Origin of the sequence: Yersinia thracica (genome assembly GCF_902170565.1) — a bacterium.
GTDB lineage: Bacteria > Pseudomonadota > Gammaproteobacteria > Enterobacterales > Enterobacteriaceae > Yersinia > Yersinia thracica.
On sequence record NZ_CABHXX010000084.1, the window covers coordinates 55,674 to 76,677 of the forward strand.

Consider the following 21,004-nt stretch of genomic DNA (forward strand, 5'->3'; position numbering starts at 1 on the left):
TCACCAATATTAGTGTGGTTGATAATCAGACAATCACCAGTCGTCGCGCAAACAAAAAGGGCAAACCTGAGTTTGCCCTTAAGTGGTATTAATCAGCTGCTAATACTTACTCATCTTCGAGATAAGTATAACCGTACAGACCTGCTTCAAACTCTTCCATAAACTGAGCTTGTAACTCAGTGTCCAGATCGGTTTCTTTCACTTGGTCAGAAAACTGTTTTAGCAGTTTTTCTGGGTTCAATTGAACGTATTCCAGCATATCCGCGACAGTATCGCCTTCATCGGTCTGTTCAAACTCAACCGTACCATCAGGGAAAACAAACACATCTACGGCGGCGGTATCGCCGAACAGATTGTGCATATTGCCCAGAATTTCCTGATAGGCACCGACCATAAAGAAGCCCAGCAGTGGCGGATTCTCTGCATCATATGGCGGCATTGGCATGGTGGTTGCCACTCCGTCGCCATCAATATAATGGTCGATAGTCCCGTCAGAATCACAGGTGATATCCAACAAGACCGCACGGCGCTCTGGTGGCTTATCTAACCCTTCCAATGGCAAGACTGGGAAGAGCTGATCAATACCCCATGCATCCGGCATTGACTGGAACAGCGAGAAATTCACATACAGCTTATCGGCCATACGCTCTTGCAGCTCATCAATGATTGGCCGATGCGCACGGTTGCTCGGGTCCAACTGTTTTTGGATCTCATTACAAATGCTCAAATACAGTTCTTCAGCCCATGCACGCTGCGCCAGTTCCAGCATGCCGTGAGCATACTGGGTGTGAACATCGTGCAAGTCCATTTGACTGTCGTGCAGCCATTCGCGCAGAGAGCGGCGGTTTTCCGGCTCTTGCATTTCCAGCCAGGTGTCCCACAGGCTGATCAGCGCACGAGGTGCATCTTCTTCCGGTGCTTGTGGCTCATTAAATTCATTGCGTTCCACGCCAATCACATTGGACACCAGCACGGTATGGTGCGCAGTGACTGCGCGGCCCGATTCCGTAATCACCGTTGGGTGCGGCAAGCCGTGCTCATTACAAGCATCACCGATACCCCAGATAACGTTGTTGGCATATTCATTCAGGCCATAGTTAACTGAGCAATCCGATTGGGAGCGCGTCCCTTCGTAATCCACACCCAGACCGCCGCCCACATCGAAGCACTGGATATTGACACCCAGCTTGTGGAGTTCCACATAGAAACGGGCTGATTCACGGACGCCTGTCGAGATATCACGGATGTTGGACAGCTGAGAACCTAAATGGAAATGCAGTAATTGCAGGCTTTCCAAGCTATTGGCTTCACGCAGCATATCAACCAACTGCAATACCTGAGTGGCAGACAAGCCAAATTTGGATTTCTCGCCACCACTGGCCTGCCATTTGCCGGAACCTTGTGACGCCAGACGCGCGCGAACACCCAAGCGCGGGACGACATTCAGGCGCTCGGCTTCTTCCAGTACCATTTTGATTTCTGACATCTTTTCGATAACCAGATACACCTTATGGCCCAGTTTTTCGCCGATCAATGCCAGACGGATATATTCACGGTCTTTATAGCCATTACAAACGATGACCGAGCGAGTCATACCCGCATGCGCCAAAACCGCCATCATTTCAGCTTTAGAACCCGCTTCCAGCCCTAACGGCTCACCGGAATTAACCAGTGATTCAATGACCCGACGATGCTGGTTAACTTTAATCGGATAAACCAGGAAGTAATCGCCTTCATAGCCAAACGACTCGCGCGCGCGTTTAAACGCGCCATTAATTGAGCGCAGGCGATGCTGTAAAATCTGGGGGAAACAGAATAACGCAGGCAGGCGTTGCCCCTGCTCAAGTTGCATTTTTTTGACCAGTTCAGCCAAATCGACACGCGCCTCGCGAACATCCGGATCAGGGCAAACACTGATATGGCCCAGTTCATTGACGTCAAAATAGTTGCCACCCCAGTAGGCGACGTTATACGTGCTCAGCATCTTGCTAGCATTACGATCATTCATGGCAACCTCCTGCATGGAGCGTAAAGAAACATGTGCGCCCGCAGCTGACGGACGGCCAATCAAGTTATCATCAGACATAATTCGCCTCTATTGCGATACTGACGATAAAGTCAGCCACTATCGCAGCTACAACCAGCAAGGACAACCCGCGTGAATGCCAAATTGGCAGAATATTGCGCTATAAAGCGCGATCCACTAGCAGTTTATCTCGGCTATTCATTACCCAAAACAGGGTAAATCACGTTTAAATGTAAAATACGTTTGACTGTAAATACGTATTGAGATTTTGTGAATCGGATTAGCCGCAAAGTCGTCAGGCTAGCCGGATTCAGTGCTTCAGGGGGTAATTAACCCGCCCGCGAATCCTGAGTTGCACCCATGTGGGTATAACATCGGGTTGATGGTGTACAAGAAAGGGAGGTTGCAAGGGGGGATTGAACGTCAGAACGACGCAGCTGTTGATGTGCAGCAACCAGTAGACAACGGATCATTAATCCAACCACCTCCACGCATGCCGCTCATGATGAACGGACAAGACTTTATTAATAAACAAATTAAGTAACAGTAAAATGACGCTGCCATTTTAGTGCTTATCACTATGATGCGCCCATAAGATTGAGTGCCTCTCACTAAGTGCGAAACACTAAAGATCTAACAATGAGCTAATGTCATCTTCTGCCATCTTCATCATTGCGTATCGAATAAGCTGCGCGCGCAGTTTATACCTATAATGGGAGCAAAATGCAAAATGAAAATGGCCTGTATGCCCTAAATAATTCGAGTTGCAGGAAGGCGGCAAGCAAGATAATCCCGATGAGCTTACCCTCGTATGTGATTCGGGTTATTGAGTGTAGCCAACACACATGCAGCTTGAAGTATGACGGGTATAACTGTATCAAGCGGTAAATAAATCAAGTGACAACTAAAGTGAGAAATATCTTGATGCAAAAAGGGCTGGCGTTAACAGCAAAAGCTGACCTAAAATAGACGTCCAGATGTTAATACATCCATCCATTTTAATTGCTAGAATGTCTGTGTCGTTATAATTATGACGGACTTCTAAAGGGATAGACTGCTAAAGGCTTTGCCTAAAGAGGCGTTGTAAAGTGCAATACAACGAAAAGCCGGTACAAACTGCGGCTAGGGTTGCTTGACTTCTAATGCTATGCAGTGACATTTCACTTGTATTCAAGGTAAAGAAAAACAATGGCTAAACACCTATTTACGTCGGAATCAGTTTCCGAAGGACATCCTGACAAAGTTGCCGACCAGATTTCAGACGCTGTACTTGACGCCATTCTGGAGCAAGATCCAAAAGCACGTGTTGCCTGCGAGACCTATGTCAAAACGGGTATGGTATTAGTTGGCGGTGAAGTGACCACTAACGCCTGGGTAGATATCGAAGAAATTACCCGCCGTACTGTGCGCGAAATCGGTTATGTCAATTCTGAGATGGGTTTTGATGCTAACTCTTGTGCTGTATTGAGTGCAATTGGTAAGCAATCTCCTGATATTAATCAGGGTGTTGACCGTGCTGACCCACTGGAGCAAGGTGCAGGTGACCAAGGTTTGATGTTTGGTTACGCCACCAACGAAACCAGCGTCTTGATGCCCGCGCCAATTACTTATGCTCACCGTTTGGTCGAGCGCCAGGCCGCGGTACGTAAAGATGGCACTTTGCCATGGTTGCGCCCGGATGCGAAAAGCCAGATTACCTTCCAATATGACGATGGCAAAATTATCGGTATTGATGCGGTGGTTCTGTCAACTCAGCATTCAGAAGATATTAGCCTGACGGATTTACAAGAAGCGGTGATGGAAGAAATCATCAAGCCGATTCTGCCGGCCGAGTGGCTCAATGCAGCCACTAAATATCATATTAACCCAACAGGCCGTTTTGTTATCGGTGGCCCAATGGGTGACTGTGGTCTGACTGGCCGTAAAATTATCGTTGATACCTACGGCGGTATGGCACGTCATGGTGGCGGTGCGTTTTCAGGTAAAGACCCATCAAAAGTTGACCGTTCTGCCGCTTATGCTGCTCGTTATGTGGCAAAAAATATCGTCGCGGCTGGCTTGGCTGACCGTTGCGAAATTCAGGTTTCTTACGCTATCGGTGTGGCAGAGCCGACTTCCATCATGGTGGAAACATTTGGTACTGGGAAGATCCCTGAAGATAAATTGGTCACTTTGGTTCGTGAGTTCTTTGAACTGCGCCCTTATGGCCTGATCCAAATGCTGGATTTACTCCACCCGATTTATCGCAAAACTGCCGCTTATGGTCACTTTGGCCGTGAAGAATTCCCTTGGGAAAAAACTGACAAAGCCGCGTTGTTGCGTGATGCTGCTGGCCTGAAATAAGTTTCGGCCAATCAGTTCTCAATCGCAAAAACCCCGCCAGGCGGGGTTTTTTTATACATTATTTTTATGATTGTCGGTAACGCTCAATCAAGCTGAATATCGCCATTCCCGCCACCATCGCGGCGACAAAAATAACGCCTTTGTATATGCCCGCCCCCAATAGCACTAAAGCTGGCCCAGGACATATCCCCGCTAACCCCCAGCCAATACCAAATAACAGGCTACCGCCGATTAAACGGCGCTCAATTCGAGTCGATGTTGGCAATTGGAGAGGTTGTCCCAGCAAACTGGTTTTACGTTTTTTAGCCCAACCAAAACCTAATGTCGCGATAGCGACTGCGGCGGCCATCACCAGCGCTAGCGAAGGGTCCCATAAGCCAGCAATGTCCAGAAAACCCAGCACTTTAGCTGGATTCGCCATACCTGCGACTATCAGCCCCAGGCCAAAAACCAACCCGGCAAGCAATGAGAAAAGTAAATTCATATTCCCTTCCTATCGACTAAGCGAATAGATGACGAACAAGCCATACAGTGGCAAAACCCGCAAACATAAAACTCAATGTCGCCAGCAATGAACGCGGTGAAAAGCGCGCTAATCCGCAGACACCATGCCCACTGGTGCAACCTGCACCATAGCGAGTGCCAATCCCGACCAATAATCCGGCCACGATCAGAACCGGCAAGCCCGCATCAATCTGAATCACCGGCAGAGCCGCAAAGAGTGAATAAATCACCGGAGCAGCAATCAAGCCGAGGATAAAAGCAATGCGCCAGGAAATATCCCCCACTTTTGGCGGCAATAATCCGCCTAAAATACCGCTAATACCGGCAATACGGCCATTGCAAAGCCATAGAATTGTTACGGCAAGACCCAATAGCGCTCCACCCGCCAGTGCACTGTAGGGAGTGAAATTAGCCCAATCTATCGTCATGCGCCCTCCTTCTCTTGTGGGGCAATAAAGCTGATACAGCAGCTCAAGCTGTGCCAATATTTTACTATCCGCGATTGATTTATTTTGTTTTTATATAATACCCCACAGAAAAACCCTCTGTTGAAGCATTAGCTCAAACGACTCGCTTGCATCTGACTATCTGCCGTTTTATTCTTCCGCGATATGAGTTCATTAAGAATCCCCATCGCGCTACAACAAGCGGTTATGCGCTGTTTGCGCCATAAATTACAGCTGGCAAATCAGCATCTTGGCACCGACTATCCGGAGCCTAAAATTAATTATCATCAACGCGGTACTAGCGCGGGCAGCGCCTATCTACAATCCTTCGAAATCCGTCTAAATCCAGTATTATTGTTGGAAAATCAACAACCTTTTATTGATGAAGTGGTGCCCCACGAACTGGCACATTTACTGGTTTATCGCCAATTTGGTCGGGTGGCTCCCCATGGTAAAGAATGGCGCTGGATGATGGAGCAGGTGTTGCAAGTCCCGGCTAGCCGCACTCATCAGTTTGAAGTGACCTCGGTGCGTAGTCAGACTTTTAATTATCAGTGCAAATGCCAGCAACATGCTTTAACCATTCGCCGCCACAATAAAGTACAGCGCGGTGAGAGCGAATACCGCTGCCGTGAATGTGGTGAAAAACTGCAATTTATTGCAAAAAAAACTGTTAGTAACTAACGTTAATTGTTATAAAACAGCAAGTTAACTTGCCATTCATAACTATTCTCTATAATCTGCCCGTTTTCATCATCGGGCTGTTTTGAGATATGTTACGCAAACTTCTATTCCTGCTGGTTTTGTCTTCCCCACTGCTTGCGATCCCCGGCTACAGCCAAAGTATCAATAACTTTTCTCAGGCCAAAGCGGTCGCGGCAAAAATTAATCAGGATGCGCCCGGCAGTTTTTATTGTGGTTGTAACATTGACTGGCAAGGCAAAAAAGGGGTTCCGGATCTGAAGAGTTGCGGCTATCAACCTCGGAAAAATGCCCAGCGCGCAGCACGGATTGAATGGGAGCATGTCGTCCCAGCTTGGCAATTTGGCCACCAACGCCAGTGCTGGCAGCAAGGTGGGCGCAAAAATTGCGCTAAAGATCCGGTCTATCGCCAGATAGAAACTGATTTGCATAACCTGCAACCCGCTATTGGCGAGGTGAATGGTGACCGCAACAACTTCATGTATTCCCAATGGAATGGTGGCAAGGGTCAATATGGCCAATGTGACATGAAAGTCGACTTCAAAAATAAGCTGGCTGAACCCCCAGCACGCGCGCGCGGTGCCATTGCGCGGACTTACTTTTATATGCGCGATCACTATCAACTGCGGCTTTCCAGCCAACAAAGCAAGCTATTCGAGGTGTGGAATCGCCAATACCCGGTGACAAACTGGGAATGTCTGCGTGACGAGCGGGTGGCAAAAGCACAAGGAAATCATAACCCTTATGTACAACAGGCTTGCCAGCAGCAAAAAGGCTAATCTAGTATACTGGTCAAAGTTTTCGTTTCAGGGCTCAAACAACTCATGCGCATACCTCGCATTTATCACCCGCAACCTTTGCAGGCAAATACCGAATTGGCGCTCAGTGATGAAGCCGCCAATCATGTAGGCCGCGTGCTGCGGATGACTGAAGGCCAAAGTCTGCAATTATTTGATGGCAGTAATCAGGTTTTTGCGGCTGAAATTATCCGCGCGGATAAAAAAAACCTGATTGTCCGGTTAGCCGAAGGGCAGTTGGAAGACCGCGAATCCCCGTTAAATCTGCATTTGGGGCAGGTCATTTCCCGTGGGGAAAAGATGGAATTTACTGTCCAGAAATCTATTGAACTGGGTGTCGATGTGATTACTCCGCTGTTTTCCGAGCGCTGCGGCGTTAAGCTGGATGGCGAACGTCTGGTGAAGAAAATTCAGCAGTGGCAGAAAATTGCTATTGCGGCTTGCGAGCAATGCGGGCGCAATAAAATCCCAGAAATCCGTGAGGCAATGCAGCTCACCGACTGGTGCGCGGAACAAGATGACAGTTTAAAACTCAATCTGCACCCGCGAGCTAGCAACAGCATTAATACCCTCCCCTCGTCACTCAACAAAGTGCGTTTGTTGATTGGCCCGGAAGGCGGCCTTTCTGCCGATGAAATTGCCATGACCGCGCGCCTTGGATTTACTGATATCCTGCTAGGGCCGCGAGTGCTGCGTACCGAAACTACCGCCCTTACCGCTATCACTGCTTTACAGGTGCGGTTTGGCGACCTGGGATAAAATGAGTTCCCATTAGGAGAGAAGAATGATCAAGCTCGGCATCGTAATGGACCCAATCTCGTCCATTAATATCAAGAAAGACTCCAGCTTCGCTATGCTGTTGGAAGCACAGCGCCGTGGTTGGGAACTGCATTACATGGAAATGGGCGACCTTTACCTGCGTGGTGGTGATGGCCGCGCTCGCACCCGCCTGCTAAGTGTGAAACAGGACAAAGACGACTGGTTCAGTTTTGGTGCTGAGCAAGACTTACCGCTGCATGACCTTGATGTCATTCTGATGCGTAAAGACCCGCCGTTTGATACTGAATTCATCTACGCCACCTATATTTTGGAACGGGCGGAAGATAAAGGCACTCTGGTAGTGAATAAACCGCAGAGTTTGCGCGACTGTAACGAAAAACTGTTTACCGCATGGTTCCCGGATTTAACCCCCGATACACTGGTTAGCCGCAGCAAAGAGCATATCCGCAAGTTCCATCAGGAACACGGTGATATCATTCTGAAACCGCTGGATGGCATGGGCGGCACTTCAATCTTCCGCGTGAAACAAGATGACCCTAATTTGTCGGTTATCATTGAAACACTGACCGAACTGGGTAGCAGATTCTGCATGGCGCAAAATTTCCTGCCGGCCATTAAAGAAGGCGATAAACGTGTGTTAGTCGTGGACGGCGAACCCGTGCCTTATTGCCTGGCGCGTATCCCGGCACAAGGTGAAACTCGCGGTAATCTGGCGGCCGGTGGCCGTGGCGAAGCTCGCCCACTGAGTGAAAGTGACTGGGCAATTGCCCGTGCTGTAGCACCGACGCTGAAGAAAAAAGGCTTAATTTTTGTCGGCTTAGATATCATCGGCGATCGCCTGACTGAAATTAACGTCACCAGCCCGACCTGCATTCGCGAGATTGAAGCCGCTTTCCCAGATGTTTCGATTACTGGCATGCTAATGGATGCAATTGAAGTTCGGTTAGCGAATAAATAAACCCGATGCCCTCTCCCCAAAGTTATTGGAGGCGGCAAGAAAACAAATCCCGATGAACTTACTTATTTTAAGTTCAGCAACCAGTAAGTGACTCGGGTGCGTGAGCGCAGCCAACAACCCTGCGGCTTCAAGGACAAAGGGGATCCGTGACTTTATGCGCATTTATCCGCATACTGGCGGAGTTTTCCCCTTAACTCAGCGAACTCCCTATATAACATAATGAATTTACAGCATCATTTTCTTATTGCTATGCCGTCACTTCAAGACCCGCAATTTATGCGATCAGTTATCTATATCTGTGAACATAATAAAGAGGGTGCGATGGGCTTGGTCATTAACAAGTCAATTGAACAGTTCACAGTAGAAACTGTGCTGAAAAAACTGAAGATCAACCCAACCCCACGAGATCCCTCTATTCGGCTAGATAAACCAGTATTGGCGGGTGGCCCACTGGCGGAAGATCGCGGTTTTATCCTGCATTCGCCGCAGGAAGGTTTCGGCTCCAGTATTCCTATCTCACCAGATACCATGATAACCACCTCTAAAGATGTGCTGGCGACATTTGGAACACCGGAACAGCCTAAAAATCTGCTGGTAGCGCTGGGTTATGCAGGCTGGCAACAGGGGCAGTTGGAGCAAGAACTGCTGGACAATGCCTGGCTGACCATTGAGGCAGACAGTCATATCCTGTTTAACACCCCGATTTCTGAGCGCTGGCAAGCTGCGGCCAATAAACTGGGTATCAATATCTTTAATATTGCCCCGCAAGCAGGACACGCCTGATGGCTAATCGCACAATTATCGCCTTTGATTTTGGTACTAAAAGTATCGGTGTGGCTATTGGTCAGGAAGTCACTGGCACCGCCAGAGCGCTGACATCTTTTAAAGCTCAGGACGGCACACCGGACTGGCAAAAAGTCGAAAAACTGCTGAAAGAGTGGCAACCTGATTTAGTCGTCGTCGGGCTACCATTGAATATGGATGGCACCGAACAACCACTCACGGCGCGCGCACGCAGGTTTGCCAACCGCCTACATGGCCGTTTTGGTGTCCAGATTGCCTTACAGGATGAACGCCTTAGTACCGTCGAGGCGCGTGCCAATTTATTTGACAGTGGCGGTTATCGCGCGCTGGACAAAGGCAGTGTCGACGCCGCCTCCGCAGTGATCATTCTGGAAAGTTGGTTTGATGAGCAAGCAGGTTGAACACGTTTTTTTGACATTATCCCCTGCTGTTTTCCACTATCCATTCCCGCTGCCTACCCCGACAAATCTGGTATAGCATGGCACCCATGCCCGCACAATTGTATACTGGATGGATGCCAATCAGCGGCTCAAAATATTGCACACCCTCGCGGGTGTTTTTTACATTTATTGAGGTTTTCTCATGACAAAAGTAACTGTTGCTGCGACTCAAATGGCCTGTTCCTGGGACCTGCCTAAGAACATTGAAAATGCCGAGAAACTGGTACGTGATGCGCACGCCAAAGGCGCACAAATCATCCTGATTCAGGAACTATTTGCCGCTCCTTATTTCTGCATCGACCAAAGCCCAGAGCACTATGCACTAGCCCAAGAGCTGGACAGCAGCCCGCTTATCCAACATTTTTCCAAGCTGGCGGCCGAGCTGGAAGTGGTATTGCCACTGAGTTTCTTTGAGAAAGCCAACAACGCATATTATAACTCGCTGGTCATGATTGATGCTGACGGCTCAGTGCTGGATGTGTATCGCAAAACTCATATTCCTAATGGCCCGGCTTATCAAGAAAAACAATTCTTTATCCCAGGAGATACTGGCTTTAAAGTCTGGCAGACCCGCTACGCAAAAGTCGGTGTCGGTATCTGTTGGGATCAATGGTTCCCGGAAACTGCCCGCAGTCTGGCATTGCTGGGCGCGGAAATCATTTTCTACCCAACGGCCATTGGTTCTGAGCCAGCTTATCCTGATATTGACAGCCAGCCGCACTGGACCCGTGTTCAGCAAGGCCATGCCGCTGCCAACCTGGTGCCCGTGATTGCTTCTAACCGCATTGGTACTGAGAAAAGCAAATATATCGATGGCTTGGAAATGACTTTCTACGGCTCCTCATTTATTGCAGACCAGACTGGTGCGCTGGTGGCGCAGGCGAATAAAACCGACGAAGCGGTGTTGGTGCATGAGTTCGATTTGCAAGAAATCGCCGCTCAACGCGCTTCATGGGGCTTGTTCCGCGATCGCCGCCCGGAAATGTATCAGGCACTCGCCACTTCTGACGGCAAGACCCGGAGATAATTTATGTCTGTAAAAGACCCGATTTTACCCGAGACCGCATCACAAGCACTGCCGGGTACTCCGCAGCAAGATGGCTTCTTTATGCCCGCCGAATGGGCACAGCAAGATGCCGTCTGGATGCTGTGGCCGTATCGTCAGGACAACTGGCGTGGCAAAGGTATTCCCGCTCAACAGACGTTTGCCAAAGTGGCGGAAGCCATCAGCCGCACAACACCAGTCTTTATGGGGGTGCCAGCTGAGTTTATGGCACAGGCAAAAGCCACCCTCCCGGCCAATGTTACCCTGGTAGAAATGGCCAGCGATGACGCGTGGATGCGTGATACCGGCCCGACAATGGTCATCAATGGTGCGGGTGAACGCCGCGCTGTTGACTGGCAATTTAACGCCTGGGGCGGTCTTAACGGCGGTCTGTATGCCAATTGGCAGCAAGATGAGAAAATTGCCGTCCAAGTCAGTGACTTCTTGAATAATGCCCATTACAGCGCGCCGCTGGTGCTGGAAGGTGGCTCTATTCATACTGATGGCGAAGGCACTTTACTGACCACCACTGAATGTTTGCTGAATCCAAACCGCAACCCGCACCTGAATCAGGCGCAGATTGAACAGTTGTTGCACGAATACCTTGGCGTCACGCATTTCATCTGGTTACAGGACGGCGTCTATAACGATGAGACTGATGGTCACATCGATAATATGTGTTGCTTTGTCCGTCCAGGTGAAGTCGCCCTGCATTGGACTGACGATCAGCAGGATCCGCAATATGCGCGTTCGGTTGCCGCCTTTGACGTTTTATCCAATGCCGTCGATGCCAAAGGCCGTAAGCTGAAAATTTGGAAGCTACCTGCGCCGGGCCCACTGTATAACACTGAAGCCGAGACTTTCGATGTGCTGTCCAGTGATGCGGTGCCACGTACCGCCGGTGAGCGGTTAGCGGGGTCTTACGTCAACTTCCTAATCAGCAATCAACAGATTATTTATCCACTGTTGGACAGCCGCACAGATGGGCTGGCGCATGACCTATTGCAGCAGATATTCCCTGACTATGCGATTGTTGGCGTCCCTGCCCGCGAGATCCTGTTAGGTGGCGGCAATATTCATTGTATTACCCAGCAGATCCCCGCAGCCTAGATACCCTTTTTAATTGGAGCCGCAGCGGTGTTAGCGGCTCTCACTTACCCGAATCACTTACCAATGTAAGCTCATCGGGATGCATTCGTTTGCTGCCTTGCTGCAACACCAATTACTTTGGGTAACCTCTTTTTAATTGGAGCCGCAGCGGTGTTAGCGGCTCTATCTCAATTGATTCACATGCTGCTCGGCCAATATGCCCTGTTTTTGCCGCTGCGCCATGCTTTGTTCAAAAGTTTGCATCCCCCATTGCCCACCTGTCTGTATCACTGAGGGAAGCTGGTAGGTTTTACCTTCACGAATCAAATGGCTGGCTGCCGTAGTTTGGGTCAGAATCTCAAATACAGCCATGCGCCCACCACCGACTTTATGACACAATTTTTGTGCGATAACGGCGCGTAAACTGGCTGCCAATTGCGCTTGAATAGCCGTTTTCTCTGCTGCTGGGAAAACGTCCACCAGCCTATCGATTGCTTGGGTCGCGGTGCGGGTATGTAATGTGGCTAACACCAAATGCCCGGTTTCAGCAGCGGTTAGTGCTAAACGAATTGACTCTTGATCCCGCAGTTCACCCAGCAAAATGATATCTGGGTCTTGCCGCAATGCCCCAATTAAGGCGCTACTGAAAGAATGAGTATGACGACCCAATTCCCGCTGCTGGATCAAACATGTTTTGCTGCTATGAAGAAATTCGATCGGATCTTCCAGTGTGATGATATGGCGCGCTTGTTTTTGATTCATGGCACTTATCATCGCGCTCAATGTGGTGGTTTTGCCACTGCCTGTCGCGCCGGTAATTAGAATCAATCCATTCTCTTGCTCAATAAGTTGATGAATAATGGGTGGAACATCCAATTCATCCAGTGATGGGCTAGTTGCAGAAATGACACGAAAAGCTATTGAACGCCCGTGCTGTTGCTGGAAAACATTCGCCCTGAGCCGTTGCCCGGCACTTGTGGTGCAAGCACAATCTACTTGCCCACTTTGCTGCAATTGCCTTTGTTGCACTTCGCTCAATAAATATCGGCTAAGGCCGCTCAGCCAATTAGCATTGACGCGCGGCCAATGAGTGAAGGTTTTCAATTCACCATCAATACGCAATACCGGATGATCACCGGTACAAAGGTGCAGATCGGATGCATTATGATTTACACTAGCCGCCACCTTATTGGCAAAATCCTGTTCGTTGAAGTCACCATCGGCATGTTCAGGGTTTTCTAAATCAATGTATTCGGTGAAAACACCACTAAATACGGGGTTATCCAAGTCTGTGTTTTTATTATCCAGACGGGTGAAATCCATATCAAACTCCTGGGTCCATATGAGCACAATTGAGCAGAATCTACAGGATGTCAGAGCGCAAATCACAACTGCTGCATGCAATTGCGGGCGCTCTCCAGAAGAAGTGACATTGCTTGCAGTCAGTAAAACCAAGCCTGTGACCGCTATCGAAGAAGCCATCGCCGCAGGGCAATATGCCTTTGGTGAGAACTACGTGCAGGAAGGGGTGGATAAAATCCACTATTTTGCAGATAACGCCCCCACAGCCAATCTTGAATGGCACTTTATCGGCCCGCTGCAATCCAATAAAAGCAGATTAGTGGCAGAAAATTTTGCCTGGTGCCATACCGTGGACAGGCTCAAGGTTGCGCAGCGCTTAAGTGCTCAACGCCCGCCCGACATGCCCGCGCTGAACGTCCTAATTCAGGTCAATATCAGTGATGAGCAGAGTAAATCAGGTATAGCACTGGCGGAATTGCCTGCTTTAGCGGCCAGTATCAATGAACTGCCTAACCTGCATTTACGCGGGCTAATGGCTATTCCGGCTCCTGAAACTGATTATCAGCGGCAACTGGCGGTATTTGAGCAAATGAATCAGGCGTTCTTGACTTTAAAAACCAGCTACCCTCAGATGGATACGCTTTCCATGGGGATGACGGATGATATGGCTGCCGCTATTGCCGCGGGCAGTACTTTAGTGCGCATTGGTACCGCCATTTTTGGCACCCGCGCTTAACCCCCGGCGGCTTCGAATACAAAGAGGGCCCCAAAGTAGTTGGAGTCACGGCAAGGCAGCAAAGGAGCGAATCCCGATGAGCTTACACAAGTAAGTGATTCGGGTGAGTGATAGATGCTAACACCGCTGTGGCTTCAAATACGCAGGGGATGAGGAGAACTGATTTAATGAAACATCGCAACATTACATTCATTGGTGCGGGCAATATGGCGCGGGCAATTATCGCGGGTTTAGTAGCCGGTGGTTACCCCGCTAAAATGATCAGTGTTTGTGCGCCTTCCGCTAAAAACCGTGATGCTTTGGCCGCTGAATTCGGTGTTATCAGTAGTGACGACAACATTGCCGAGGCGAAAAAAGCCGAGGTGGTGGTTTTAGCCGTTAAGCCCCAATTAATGGCGGTGGTATGCCAGCCATTGCAGGAAAATATCAACTTTACCGGTAAGCTGGTGCTGTCTATTGCTGCGGGTGTGCAGGTGGCCCGTTTCTATGCGCTATTGGGCGAGAATCTCAATCTGGTGCGAATTATGCCCAACACACCTTCGCTGGTGGGGAAAGGGATGAGCGGCCTTTATGCACCGGAGCAAGTCTCGCAGGATGACCGTGATTTCACGGCTTCACTGATGAGTTCAGTGGGTAAAGTTTGTTGGGTGAATGACGAAAACGGCATCAACAGCGTTATTGCTGCCGCAGGCAGTGCGCCCGCTTATTTCTTCTTGTTTATGGAAGCAATGCAGCAAGAAGCTGAAAAATTAGGTTTTGACAGTGAAACTGCCCGTATGCTGGTACAGCAAGCGGCGTCCGGTGCGACAGCATTAGTGGAGGCCAACCCGCAATTACCACTTTCAACACTGCGTGAACAGGTCACGTCGAAAGGGGGCACGACCGCCGAGGCAATTCGAGTATTTAACGAACAGCATTTGCCAGTAATTGTCTCCAATGCCATGCAAGCCGCCATTGTGCGAGCAAAAGAAATGGAAAAGCTGTTCTAACCACGGCAAAATTTACAAAACCCGACACTGGCCCTGATGCTTTCCCGTTAAGATAGGGGCCTATAAAGTAGGCGAATAGACGGTCTATTTACCTGCATACCCTATTGAATAAAGGATTAAGGCAACTCATGCTAACGCTGACTTTTCTGGCAAAAACGGTCATTGACCTGTATGTGATGGTACTGCTGTTGCGCATCTGGATGCAGTGGGTTCACAGCGATTTTTATAACCCGTTCTCACAATTTGTGGTGAAAATCACCCAGCCGATTGTTGGCCCGTTGCGCCGGATTATCCCTTCTCTGGGGCCTATCGACAGTGCATCTCTGCTGTTGGCGTTTCTGTTGATGACCATCAAGTATCCACTGTTGGTGCTGATTCAGAGCGGCTCAATGTCACTCAGCCCGTATAACTTGCTGTTCGGTGTTATTTCATTAGTCAAAGCAGTCGGTTATCTCATTTTCTGGGTGATGATTATTCGGGCGCTGATGAGCTGGGTTAGTCAGGGCCGCAGCCCAATGGATTACCTGCTTTATCAGTTAACTGAACCTTTAATGGCTCCGATTCGCCGTATTTTACCCGCCATGGGCGGTATCGATTTCTCGGCGATGGTGGTGATTCTTATTCTGTATCTGTTCAACTATTTAGGCACGGATCTGCTAGGCGAGCTTTGGTTCATACTGTGAGTGCCGTCACCCGGGTGCTGGACGGGCTGGCACTCAAGCTATATATTCAGCCGAAAGCCAGTCGTGATCAGATAGTCGGTTTACATGGCGACGAACTTAAAGTCGCCATTACCGCGCCACCCGTTGATGGTCAAGCTAATGCTCATTTGGTCAAGTTTATCGCTAAACAGTTCCGGGTAGCGAAAAGCCAGGTGATTATCGAAAAGGGCGAGTTGGGGCGGCATAAGCAGATCAAAATCGTTAACCCGCAACAGATCCCGCCCGAAGTAGCGACACTGCTCAAATGATAAATATTTCCCGCTAGAATTGGGCGATTAATTATCAGCCTAAATGAAATTCAGGACTCTTCCATGCAAAAAATAGTATTAGCCACCGGTAACCCCGGTAAAGTGCGTGAGTTAGCAAATTTGCTGGCCGATTTTGGTTTGGATGTCATCGCGCAAACCGAACTGGGTGTCGAATCTGCCGAAGAAACTGGCTTAACTTTTATTGAAAACGCCATATTAAAAGCACGCCATGCCGCACAAACCACAGGTTTGCCGGCTATCGCAGATGACTCCGGCTTAGCTGTTGATGCTTTGGGTGGAGCGCCTGGGATTTACTCCGCACGCTATGCGGGCGCTGATGCCAGTGACCAAGAAAATCTGGAAAAACTGCTGGTCGCGCTGAAAGATATTCCCGATGAACAGCGCGGCGCGCAATTCCATTGTGTGCTGGTTTATATGCGCCATGCGGAAGATCCAACGCCATTGGTATTCCATGGTCAATGGCCGGGTGTGATTGCTCACCAACCCGCCGGTACGGCTGGATTTGGTTATGACCCTATTTTCTATGTTCCAGAGCTGGATAAAACCGCAGCAGAATTAACTCGTGAAGAAAAGCACGCAGTTTCCCATCGTGGTCAAGCACTGAAACTGATGCTGGATGCCCTGCGCAATGCTTAAATTACCCCCGCTCAGTCTCTACATCCATGTTCCCTGGTGTGTGCAGAAATGCCCTTACTGTGACTTTAATTCCCATGCACTGAAAGGCGATGTCCCCCATCAGGAATATGTAGAGCACTTGCTAGCGGACCTTGATGCAGATGTGCCTCTGGTCAACGGTCGCGAGATTAGCACCATTTTTATTGGTGGCGGCACACCAAGCTTGCTCAGTGCCGAGGCTATGCAGCAGTTGCTCGATGGCGTTCGTGCCAGATTGCCACTCGCCATTGATGCTGAAATCACCATGGAAGCCAACCCCGGTGCCGTTGAAGCAGAGCGTTTCAGCGGCTATCAGCGCGCGGGTATCAATCGCATCTCTATTGGCGTACAAAGCTTTAGCGCTCAGAAGTTAACGCGGTTGGGGCGGATACACGGGCCGGATGAGGCAAAGCACGCCGCTGAACTGGCGACCTCACTGGAACTGCGCAGTTTTAATCTGGACTTAATGCACGGTTTACCGGATCAATCGCTGGAAGAGGCGCTGGACGATTTGCGTCAGGCTATTGCATTGAATCCCCCGCATCTGTCTTGGTATCAGTTGACGATTGAGCCAAACACCGGCTTCAGTTCGCGCCCACCGACACTGCCAGATGACGATGCGCTGTGGGATATTTTCCAGCAAGGCCACCAGTTACTCAGTGCCGCTGGATATCAGCAATATGAAACCTCGGCCTACGCCAAACCGGGCTACCAATGTCAGCATAATCTCAACTATTGGCGTTTTGGCGATTATCTGGGGATTGGCTGTGGTGCTCACGGTAAAATCACTTTTAGTGATGGGCGGATCTTACGCACCATAAAAACCAAGCATCCCCGTGGTTTTATGCTGGGTAAATATCTGGATAAGCAATATGAAGTTGAAGCCGCTGACCGGCCTTTTGAGTTCTTTATGAACCGCTTCCGTTTGCTAGAGGCCGCACCGCGCGCGGATTTCACCCATTTCACCGGGTTAGCTGAAAGCACCATTCGCCCGCAGTTGGATGAAGCATTAGCGAAAGAATATTTAATCGAAACAGAGGAATACTGGCAGATCACCGAGAAAGGAAAGTTATTCCTTAACTCGCTGTTAGAACTGTTTTTGTAAAGCTAATTGAGATTTTATAAAAATAAGTGAGAAAAACAGGTTCAGACCGCATTCCCAGTCTGAACCTGCAAAATCTGAATCACCCTATACCCAATAAATCTCGCATTGCAGGTAGGCGGCAACAAAATGAACCCAAGGAGTTGAGATAACTCAATAACTTGGGTAAGTGATAGCAGCCAACAGCCCTGCGCCTGGAAAGATGACGGGGATATTAATTTAATGCTTTGAGTAAATCCTTACGCTGCTGCTCCAGTGTCGTCACGCGCCCACACACCTCGTGCCCGAACTGCTGGAAATCCTGCTCCTGATTATTCCATTCGTTTTGGATAGCCTGCTGTAAACCACCCAGATTCCCCATAATAGCCTGCAATGGATTATTACCCCCACTGCTGCTGGTCGCCTGCTTAACGCCCATCTCATTCAGGCTATCTTGCAACACACCGCCCATGCTTTGCTGTACCAGCTGGCGGCCATCTTTTTCGACTTGATCAATCGCTTTATGGTGGAAAGTTAAACCGTCGCTGCGCTTCTCAATAATTCGGCTCATCTGTTGCTTAAGCTGGTCACTCAAAGTTGTCAGCCGGTTACGCACATTGCTGCTGCTCCCCAATTGCTGAACAATCACTTTATCCAGCGAAACTCGTGCCTTTTCCAAGTGCTGCTGGGCACCATTTTCTATCCACGGCAAATCTTTGCGCAATGCCGTTTGATAGCGGAAAGCTTGTTGGCGCTGTGCATCGGTCACAGTTAATGTCTTACCATTACGGATAACATCACCGTCAGGCGAAATCTGTAAATTACCGCTGGCTCCCACCACCTGTACAGATTGCGGGCTGATAATCACATCATCCTGCGGCTTTACACTGCACTGATAATCAGCTTGTGCCTGCCAGGCAGTCAGCATCAATACCGCTAGCCCCGCCGTTCGTAATGCTTTCATTTTAACTAACATAAGACTCCTGAGAAGCTGTGCCATTCAGTATTTCTATGGCTCTATCGCTATTTTTACTCGTCATACTTCAAGCTGCATGTGTGTTGGCTACGTTCAATAACCCAAATCACTTACGACAGTAAGCTCATCGGGGTTCTCTCTCTTGCCGCCTTCCGGCAACTCGAATTATTTAGAGTATATAACGTGCTAATCCCCACCCTGCCAGAATTTACTTTAGGTATGAAGGGGAGCTGTCCTAAAAAATGGAGCGGCCAATCCGCTGTGCCAGTAGCTCTAAGGCAGCGGTTCCGGCCAGAGAGTTCCCTGCGTGGTCTAATTCTGGTGACCAAACCGCAATACACAACTCATCGGGCACAATGGCAATAATCCCACCACCAACACCGGACTTACCCGGCATCCCCACGCGGAAGGCAAATTCACCGGCTCCATCATACATACCACTGGTAATCATCAGAGCATTGATTTGCCGCGCCTGCATCGGTGTAATCAGCGGTTCTTGCCCGCTAATACTGCGCCCCTGATTCGCCAGATAGGCAAAGCAGCGGACCAGTTCGACACAACTCATGCGCATGGCGCAATAGTGAAAATAGGTCTGAAGTACCGTCAATACATCATTATTGAAATTACCGAAAGACTTCATCAAATAGGCGATGGCCGCATTCCGATCGGAGTTTTCAAATTCTGATCGCGCGACGCGAGTATCGTAGCTGATGCTATCGTCATTCACTAACTGGCGCACCACTTCCAACATTCGTTGTTTCGGCGCGCTAAGGCGGCTTTGCAACATATCGCAGACCACCAGCGCCCCTGGATTAATAAATGGGTTACGCGGTTTACCTTTTTCTAACTCTAATTGCACCAATGAGTTAAATGGCTGACCAGAGGGTTCTTTGCCAACCCGCTGCCATACTTCCTGTTCCCCATAACGCGATAATGCCAGAGTCAGACTTAATACTTTTGAAATCGATTGAATAGAGAAGCGCTCATTGGCATCTCCGGCCTGAAATATTGTGCCATCCAACGTACAGACCGCGATACCCAAGTTATCAGCCGAGACTTCAGCCAAGGCGGGGATATAATCCGCCACTTTCCCCTGACCAATCAGCGGGCGCACCTGCTGCAAGATATCCGCCAGCAAGGCATTATCTAAACCTGTTGTCACCCCTAAAGCTGCTGCCACAATGATGCTCCCAATCAATCTCCAGTAACCGTTTTCGCTAACTGCGCCTGATAAAAACAAAGGCGCCTGCATTAGGCGCCCTTATTGATTATCTACCGTTAAAACGGAAGATCAATCCCACCAGATATCAAACAGCTCACTGGTTTCTACATCTTTCAATTTGCGCGCTTCCAGCCATTTAGTCACTAACGCACGGTGTTCATCCGTGCAATGACCAATTTCTTGCAGGCAAATCAGGCCTTCCCACTGCAAATAGCCGCTGCCATCAAATGCCAGACCGTTTGCTTCAATGACTTCATCAATAAAAGTATCGACAGTTTCGTCAATGACATCAACACTGGTCCCTTCTGGGAAGGTCCACTTTACAGAAAAACCTAATTCTTGAAACTCATCGATATGCATTTTTTTGCGCAAACGACGACTACGATTATTAGCCATTATTCTTTCCTCTCAAACATCAGATCCCAAACGCCATGTCCCAAGCGCTGGCCACGTAATTCAAATTTTGTCAGCGGGCGCGAGTCCGGACGAGGCACATAATCATTCTGCTCTGACAGGTTGTGGTACCCGTTCGCACCTGACATAACCTCCAGCATATGTTCTGCATAATGCTGCCAGTCGGTCGCCATATGGAACACGCCGCCCACTTTTAATTTACTTTTTACCAATTCGACAAAAGGTGCCTGCACGATACGACGTTTATTATGGCGTGCTTTGTGCCATGGGTCTGGGAAAAACAACTGAACCATGTCCAATGATGCATCCGGGATCATATTTTCCAGCACTTCGACCGCATCATGGCACATAACCCGCAGGTTATTCAGGCCAGCTTCATGCGCTGAGCCCAAGCAAGCCCCCACGCCCGGAGAGTGTACTTCTATTCCCAGAAAATTCTGTTGCGGATTACTGGCCGCCATAGTGACCAGCGAAGTTCCCATACCAAAGCCGATTTCCAATACTACTGGCGCTTCACGGCCAAATAAGGCAGCTAAATCAACAGGGGTTGGCTGATATTCCACGCCCATCACCGGCCAGTAGTTATCAAGCGCCAGTTGTTGGCCTTTGGTCAGGCGCCCCTGACGGCGGACAAAACTACGAATACGGCGCATAGCGCGACCGTTTTCATCAAATTCCGGAGATATGACGTCATTTATCATGGTG

24 protein-coding genes are annotated in these 21,004 nt (G+C 49.2%); 15 read left to right on the plus strand and 9 right to left on the minus strand.

The features are described from left to right. Positions 1-106: 106 nt before the first annotated feature. Together speA and FTA91_RS20625 are read right to left on the minus strand one after the other, a co-directional pair. The gene (gene speA / locus FTA91_RS11810) at positions 107-2,086 is read right to left on the minus strand and encodes a biosynthetic arginine decarboxylase (RefSeq protein ID WP_050113765.1); all 1,980 of its coding nucleotides are present in this window, start codon (positions 2,084-2,086) and stop codon (positions 107-109) included. Positions 2,087-2,355: 269 nt separating this feature from the next. Further along, on the minus strand, positions 2,356-2,499 hold the full coding sequence (locus tag FTA91_RS20625; RefSeq protein ID WP_420855986.1) for a hypothetical protein: 144 nt from the start codon (positions 2,497-2,499) through the stop codon (positions 2,356-2,358). Between the two features lie 715 nt (positions 2,500-3,214). Between FTA91_RS20625 and metK the strand changes: the two genes are divergently transcribed. Continuing rightward, complete coding sequence (metK, locus tag FTA91_RS11815; protein WP_050113764.1) at positions 3,215-4,369, plus strand: methionine adenosyltransferase; 1,155 nt, start codon at positions 3,215-3,217, stop codon at positions 4,367-4,369. 64 nt (positions 4,370-4,433) lie between these two features. On the opposite strand, the gene FTA91_RS11820 is transcribed toward metK, so the two are convergent. Both FTA91_RS11820 and FTA91_RS11825 read right to left on the minus strand, forming a co-directional pair. After that, entirely contained in the window at positions 4,434-4,853 is a 420-nt protein-coding gene (locus tag FTA91_RS11820) for a DUF6691 family protein (RefSeq protein WP_050113763.1), read from the minus strand. Between the two features lie 16 nt (positions 4,854-4,869). Beyond that, positions 4,870-5,301 carry a YeeE/YedE family protein gene (locus tag FTA91_RS11825; RefSeq protein WP_145535790.1) on the minus strand — a complete coding sequence of 144 codons (432 nt, stop codon included), beginning with the start codon at positions 5,299-5,301 and terminating at the stop codon, positions 4,870-4,872. A gap of 183 nt (positions 5,302-5,484) precedes the next feature. Between FTA91_RS11825 and FTA91_RS11830 the strand changes: the two genes are divergently transcribed. The 8 genes from FTA91_RS11830 to aguA all read left to right on the plus strand — a co-directional run bounded on the left by FTA91_RS11830 (position 5,485) and on the right by aguA (position 11,955). Next, positions 5,485-6,003, plus strand: coding sequence for a SprT family zinc-dependent metalloprotease (locus tag FTA91_RS11830; protein ID WP_050113761.1), 519 nt, complete (start codon positions 5,485-5,487; stop codon positions 6,001-6,003). Between the two features lie 89 nt (positions 6,004-6,092). Beyond that, positions 6,093-6,800 carry a deoxyribonuclease I gene (gene endA / locus FTA91_RS11835; protein WP_050113760.1) on the plus strand — a complete coding sequence of 236 codons (708 nt, stop codon included), beginning with the start codon at positions 6,093-6,095 and terminating at the stop codon, positions 6,798-6,800. A gap of 45 nt (positions 6,801-6,845) precedes the next feature. After that, on the plus strand, positions 6,846-7,577 hold the full coding sequence (gene rsmE, locus FTA91_RS11840; protein ID WP_050113758.1) for a 16S rRNA (uracil(1498)-N(3))-methyltransferase: 732 nt from the start codon (positions 6,846-6,848) through the stop codon (positions 7,575-7,577). Positions 7,578-7,602: 25 nt separating this feature from the next. Beyond that, positions 7,603-8,556 carry a glutathione synthase gene (gshB, locus tag FTA91_RS11845; protein WP_050113756.1) on the plus strand — a complete coding sequence of 318 codons (954 nt, stop codon included), beginning with the start codon at positions 7,603-7,605 and terminating at the stop codon, positions 8,554-8,556. 219 nt (positions 8,557-8,775) lie between these two features. After that, positions 8,776-9,339: a YqgE/AlgH family protein gene (locus FTA91_RS11850; protein WP_145535788.1), complete on the plus strand. Its 564-nt coding sequence runs from the start codon at positions 8,776-8,778 to the stop codon at positions 9,337-9,339. Further along, positions 9,339-9,761 carry a Holliday junction resolvase RuvX gene (ruvX, locus tag FTA91_RS11855; protein ID WP_019211651.1) on the plus strand — a complete coding sequence of 141 codons (423 nt, stop codon included), beginning with the start codon at positions 9,339-9,341 and terminating at the stop codon, positions 9,759-9,761. Before FTA91_RS11850 ends, ruvX begins: the two co-directional genes overlap by 1 nt. 181 nt (positions 9,762-9,942) lie before the next feature. Beyond that, positions 9,943-10,827 carry an N-carbamoylputrescine amidase gene (gene aguB / locus FTA91_RS11860; protein WP_050116013.1) on the plus strand — a complete coding sequence of 295 codons (885 nt, stop codon included), beginning with the start codon at positions 9,943-9,945 and terminating at the stop codon, positions 10,825-10,827. Between the two features lie 3 nt (positions 10,828-10,830). After that, a complete protein-coding gene (aguA, locus tag FTA91_RS11865) occupies positions 10,831-11,955 on the plus strand; it encodes an agmatine deiminase (protein ID WP_050116012.1) in 1,125 nt (374 codons plus the stop codon). 162 nt (positions 11,956-12,117) lie between these two features. Here aguA and FTA91_RS11870 read toward each other — a convergent pair whose 3' ends face one another. After that, the gene (locus FTA91_RS11870; RefSeq protein WP_050116008.1) at positions 12,118-13,257 is read right to left on the minus strand and encodes a type IV pilus twitching motility protein PilT; all 1,140 of its coding nucleotides are present in this window, start codon (positions 13,255-13,257) and stop codon (positions 12,118-12,120) included. A 19-nt stretch (positions 13,258-13,276) separates the two neighbouring features. Between FTA91_RS11870 and FTA91_RS11875 the strand changes: the two genes are divergently transcribed. The 6 genes from FTA91_RS11875 to hemW all read left to right on the plus strand — a co-directional run bounded on the left by FTA91_RS11875 (position 13,277) and on the right by hemW (position 17,711). Next, a complete protein-coding gene (locus tag FTA91_RS11875) occupies positions 13,277-13,972 on the plus strand; it encodes a YggS family pyridoxal phosphate-dependent enzyme (RefSeq protein ID WP_145535786.1) in 696 nt (231 codons plus the stop codon). A 167-nt stretch (positions 13,973-14,139) separates the two neighbouring features. Next, complete coding sequence (proC, locus tag FTA91_RS11880) at positions 14,140-14,961, plus strand: pyrroline-5-carboxylate reductase (RefSeq protein ID WP_050116004.1); 822 nt, start codon at positions 14,140-14,142, stop codon at positions 14,959-14,961. Positions 14,962-15,089: 128 nt separating this feature from the next. Beyond that, positions 15,090-15,644, plus strand: coding sequence for a YggT family protein (locus FTA91_RS11885; RefSeq protein WP_004391013.1), 555 nt, complete (start codon positions 15,090-15,092; stop codon positions 15,642-15,644). Further along, entirely contained in the window at positions 15,641-15,931 is a 291-nt protein-coding gene (gene yggU / locus FTA91_RS11890) for a DUF167 family protein YggU (RefSeq protein WP_050116003.1), read from the plus strand. Before FTA91_RS11885 ends, yggU begins: the two co-directional genes overlap by 4 nt. A gap of 63 nt (positions 15,932-15,994) precedes the next feature. Continuing rightward, positions 15,995-16,588: an XTP/dITP diphosphatase gene (locus FTA91_RS11895; protein WP_050116001.1), complete on the plus strand. Its 594-nt coding sequence runs from the start codon at positions 15,995-15,997 to the stop codon at positions 16,586-16,588. Next, complete coding sequence (gene hemW / locus FTA91_RS11900) at positions 16,581-17,711, plus strand: radical SAM family heme chaperone HemW (protein WP_050115999.1); 1,131 nt, start codon at positions 16,581-16,583, stop codon at positions 17,709-17,711. Before FTA91_RS11895 ends, hemW begins: the two co-directional genes overlap by 8 nt. A gap of 211 nt (positions 17,712-17,922) precedes the next feature. Here the strand turns inward: hemW and FTA91_RS11905 are convergent, their stop codons facing one another. The 4 genes from FTA91_RS11905 to trmB form a co-directional block, all read right to left on the minus strand. Then, on the minus strand, positions 17,923-18,663 hold the full coding sequence (locus tag FTA91_RS11905) for a YggN family protein (protein ID WP_050115997.1): 741 nt from the start codon (positions 18,661-18,663) through the stop codon (positions 17,923-17,925). A 235-nt stretch (positions 18,664-18,898) separates the two neighbouring features. Beyond that, positions 18,899-19,825 (minus strand): glutaminase B, encoded by a 927-nt coding sequence (glsB, locus tag FTA91_RS11910; RefSeq protein WP_050116029.1) that lies wholly within the window; start codon positions 19,823-19,825, stop codon positions 18,899-18,901. A 129-nt stretch (positions 19,826-19,954) separates the two neighbouring features. Beyond that, positions 19,955-20,281, minus strand: coding sequence for a YggL family protein (locus FTA91_RS11915; protein WP_050115996.1), 327 nt, complete (start codon positions 20,279-20,281; stop codon positions 19,955-19,957). Continuing rightward, positions 20,281-21,000 (minus strand): tRNA (guanosine(46)-N7)-methyltransferase TrmB, encoded by a 720-nt coding sequence (gene trmB / locus FTA91_RS11920; RefSeq protein ID WP_050115995.1) that lies wholly within the window; start codon positions 20,998-21,000, stop codon positions 20,281-20,283. Before trmB ends, FTA91_RS11915 begins: the two co-directional genes overlap by 1 nt. Between the last annotated feature and the right edge of the window lie 4 nt (positions 21,001-21,004).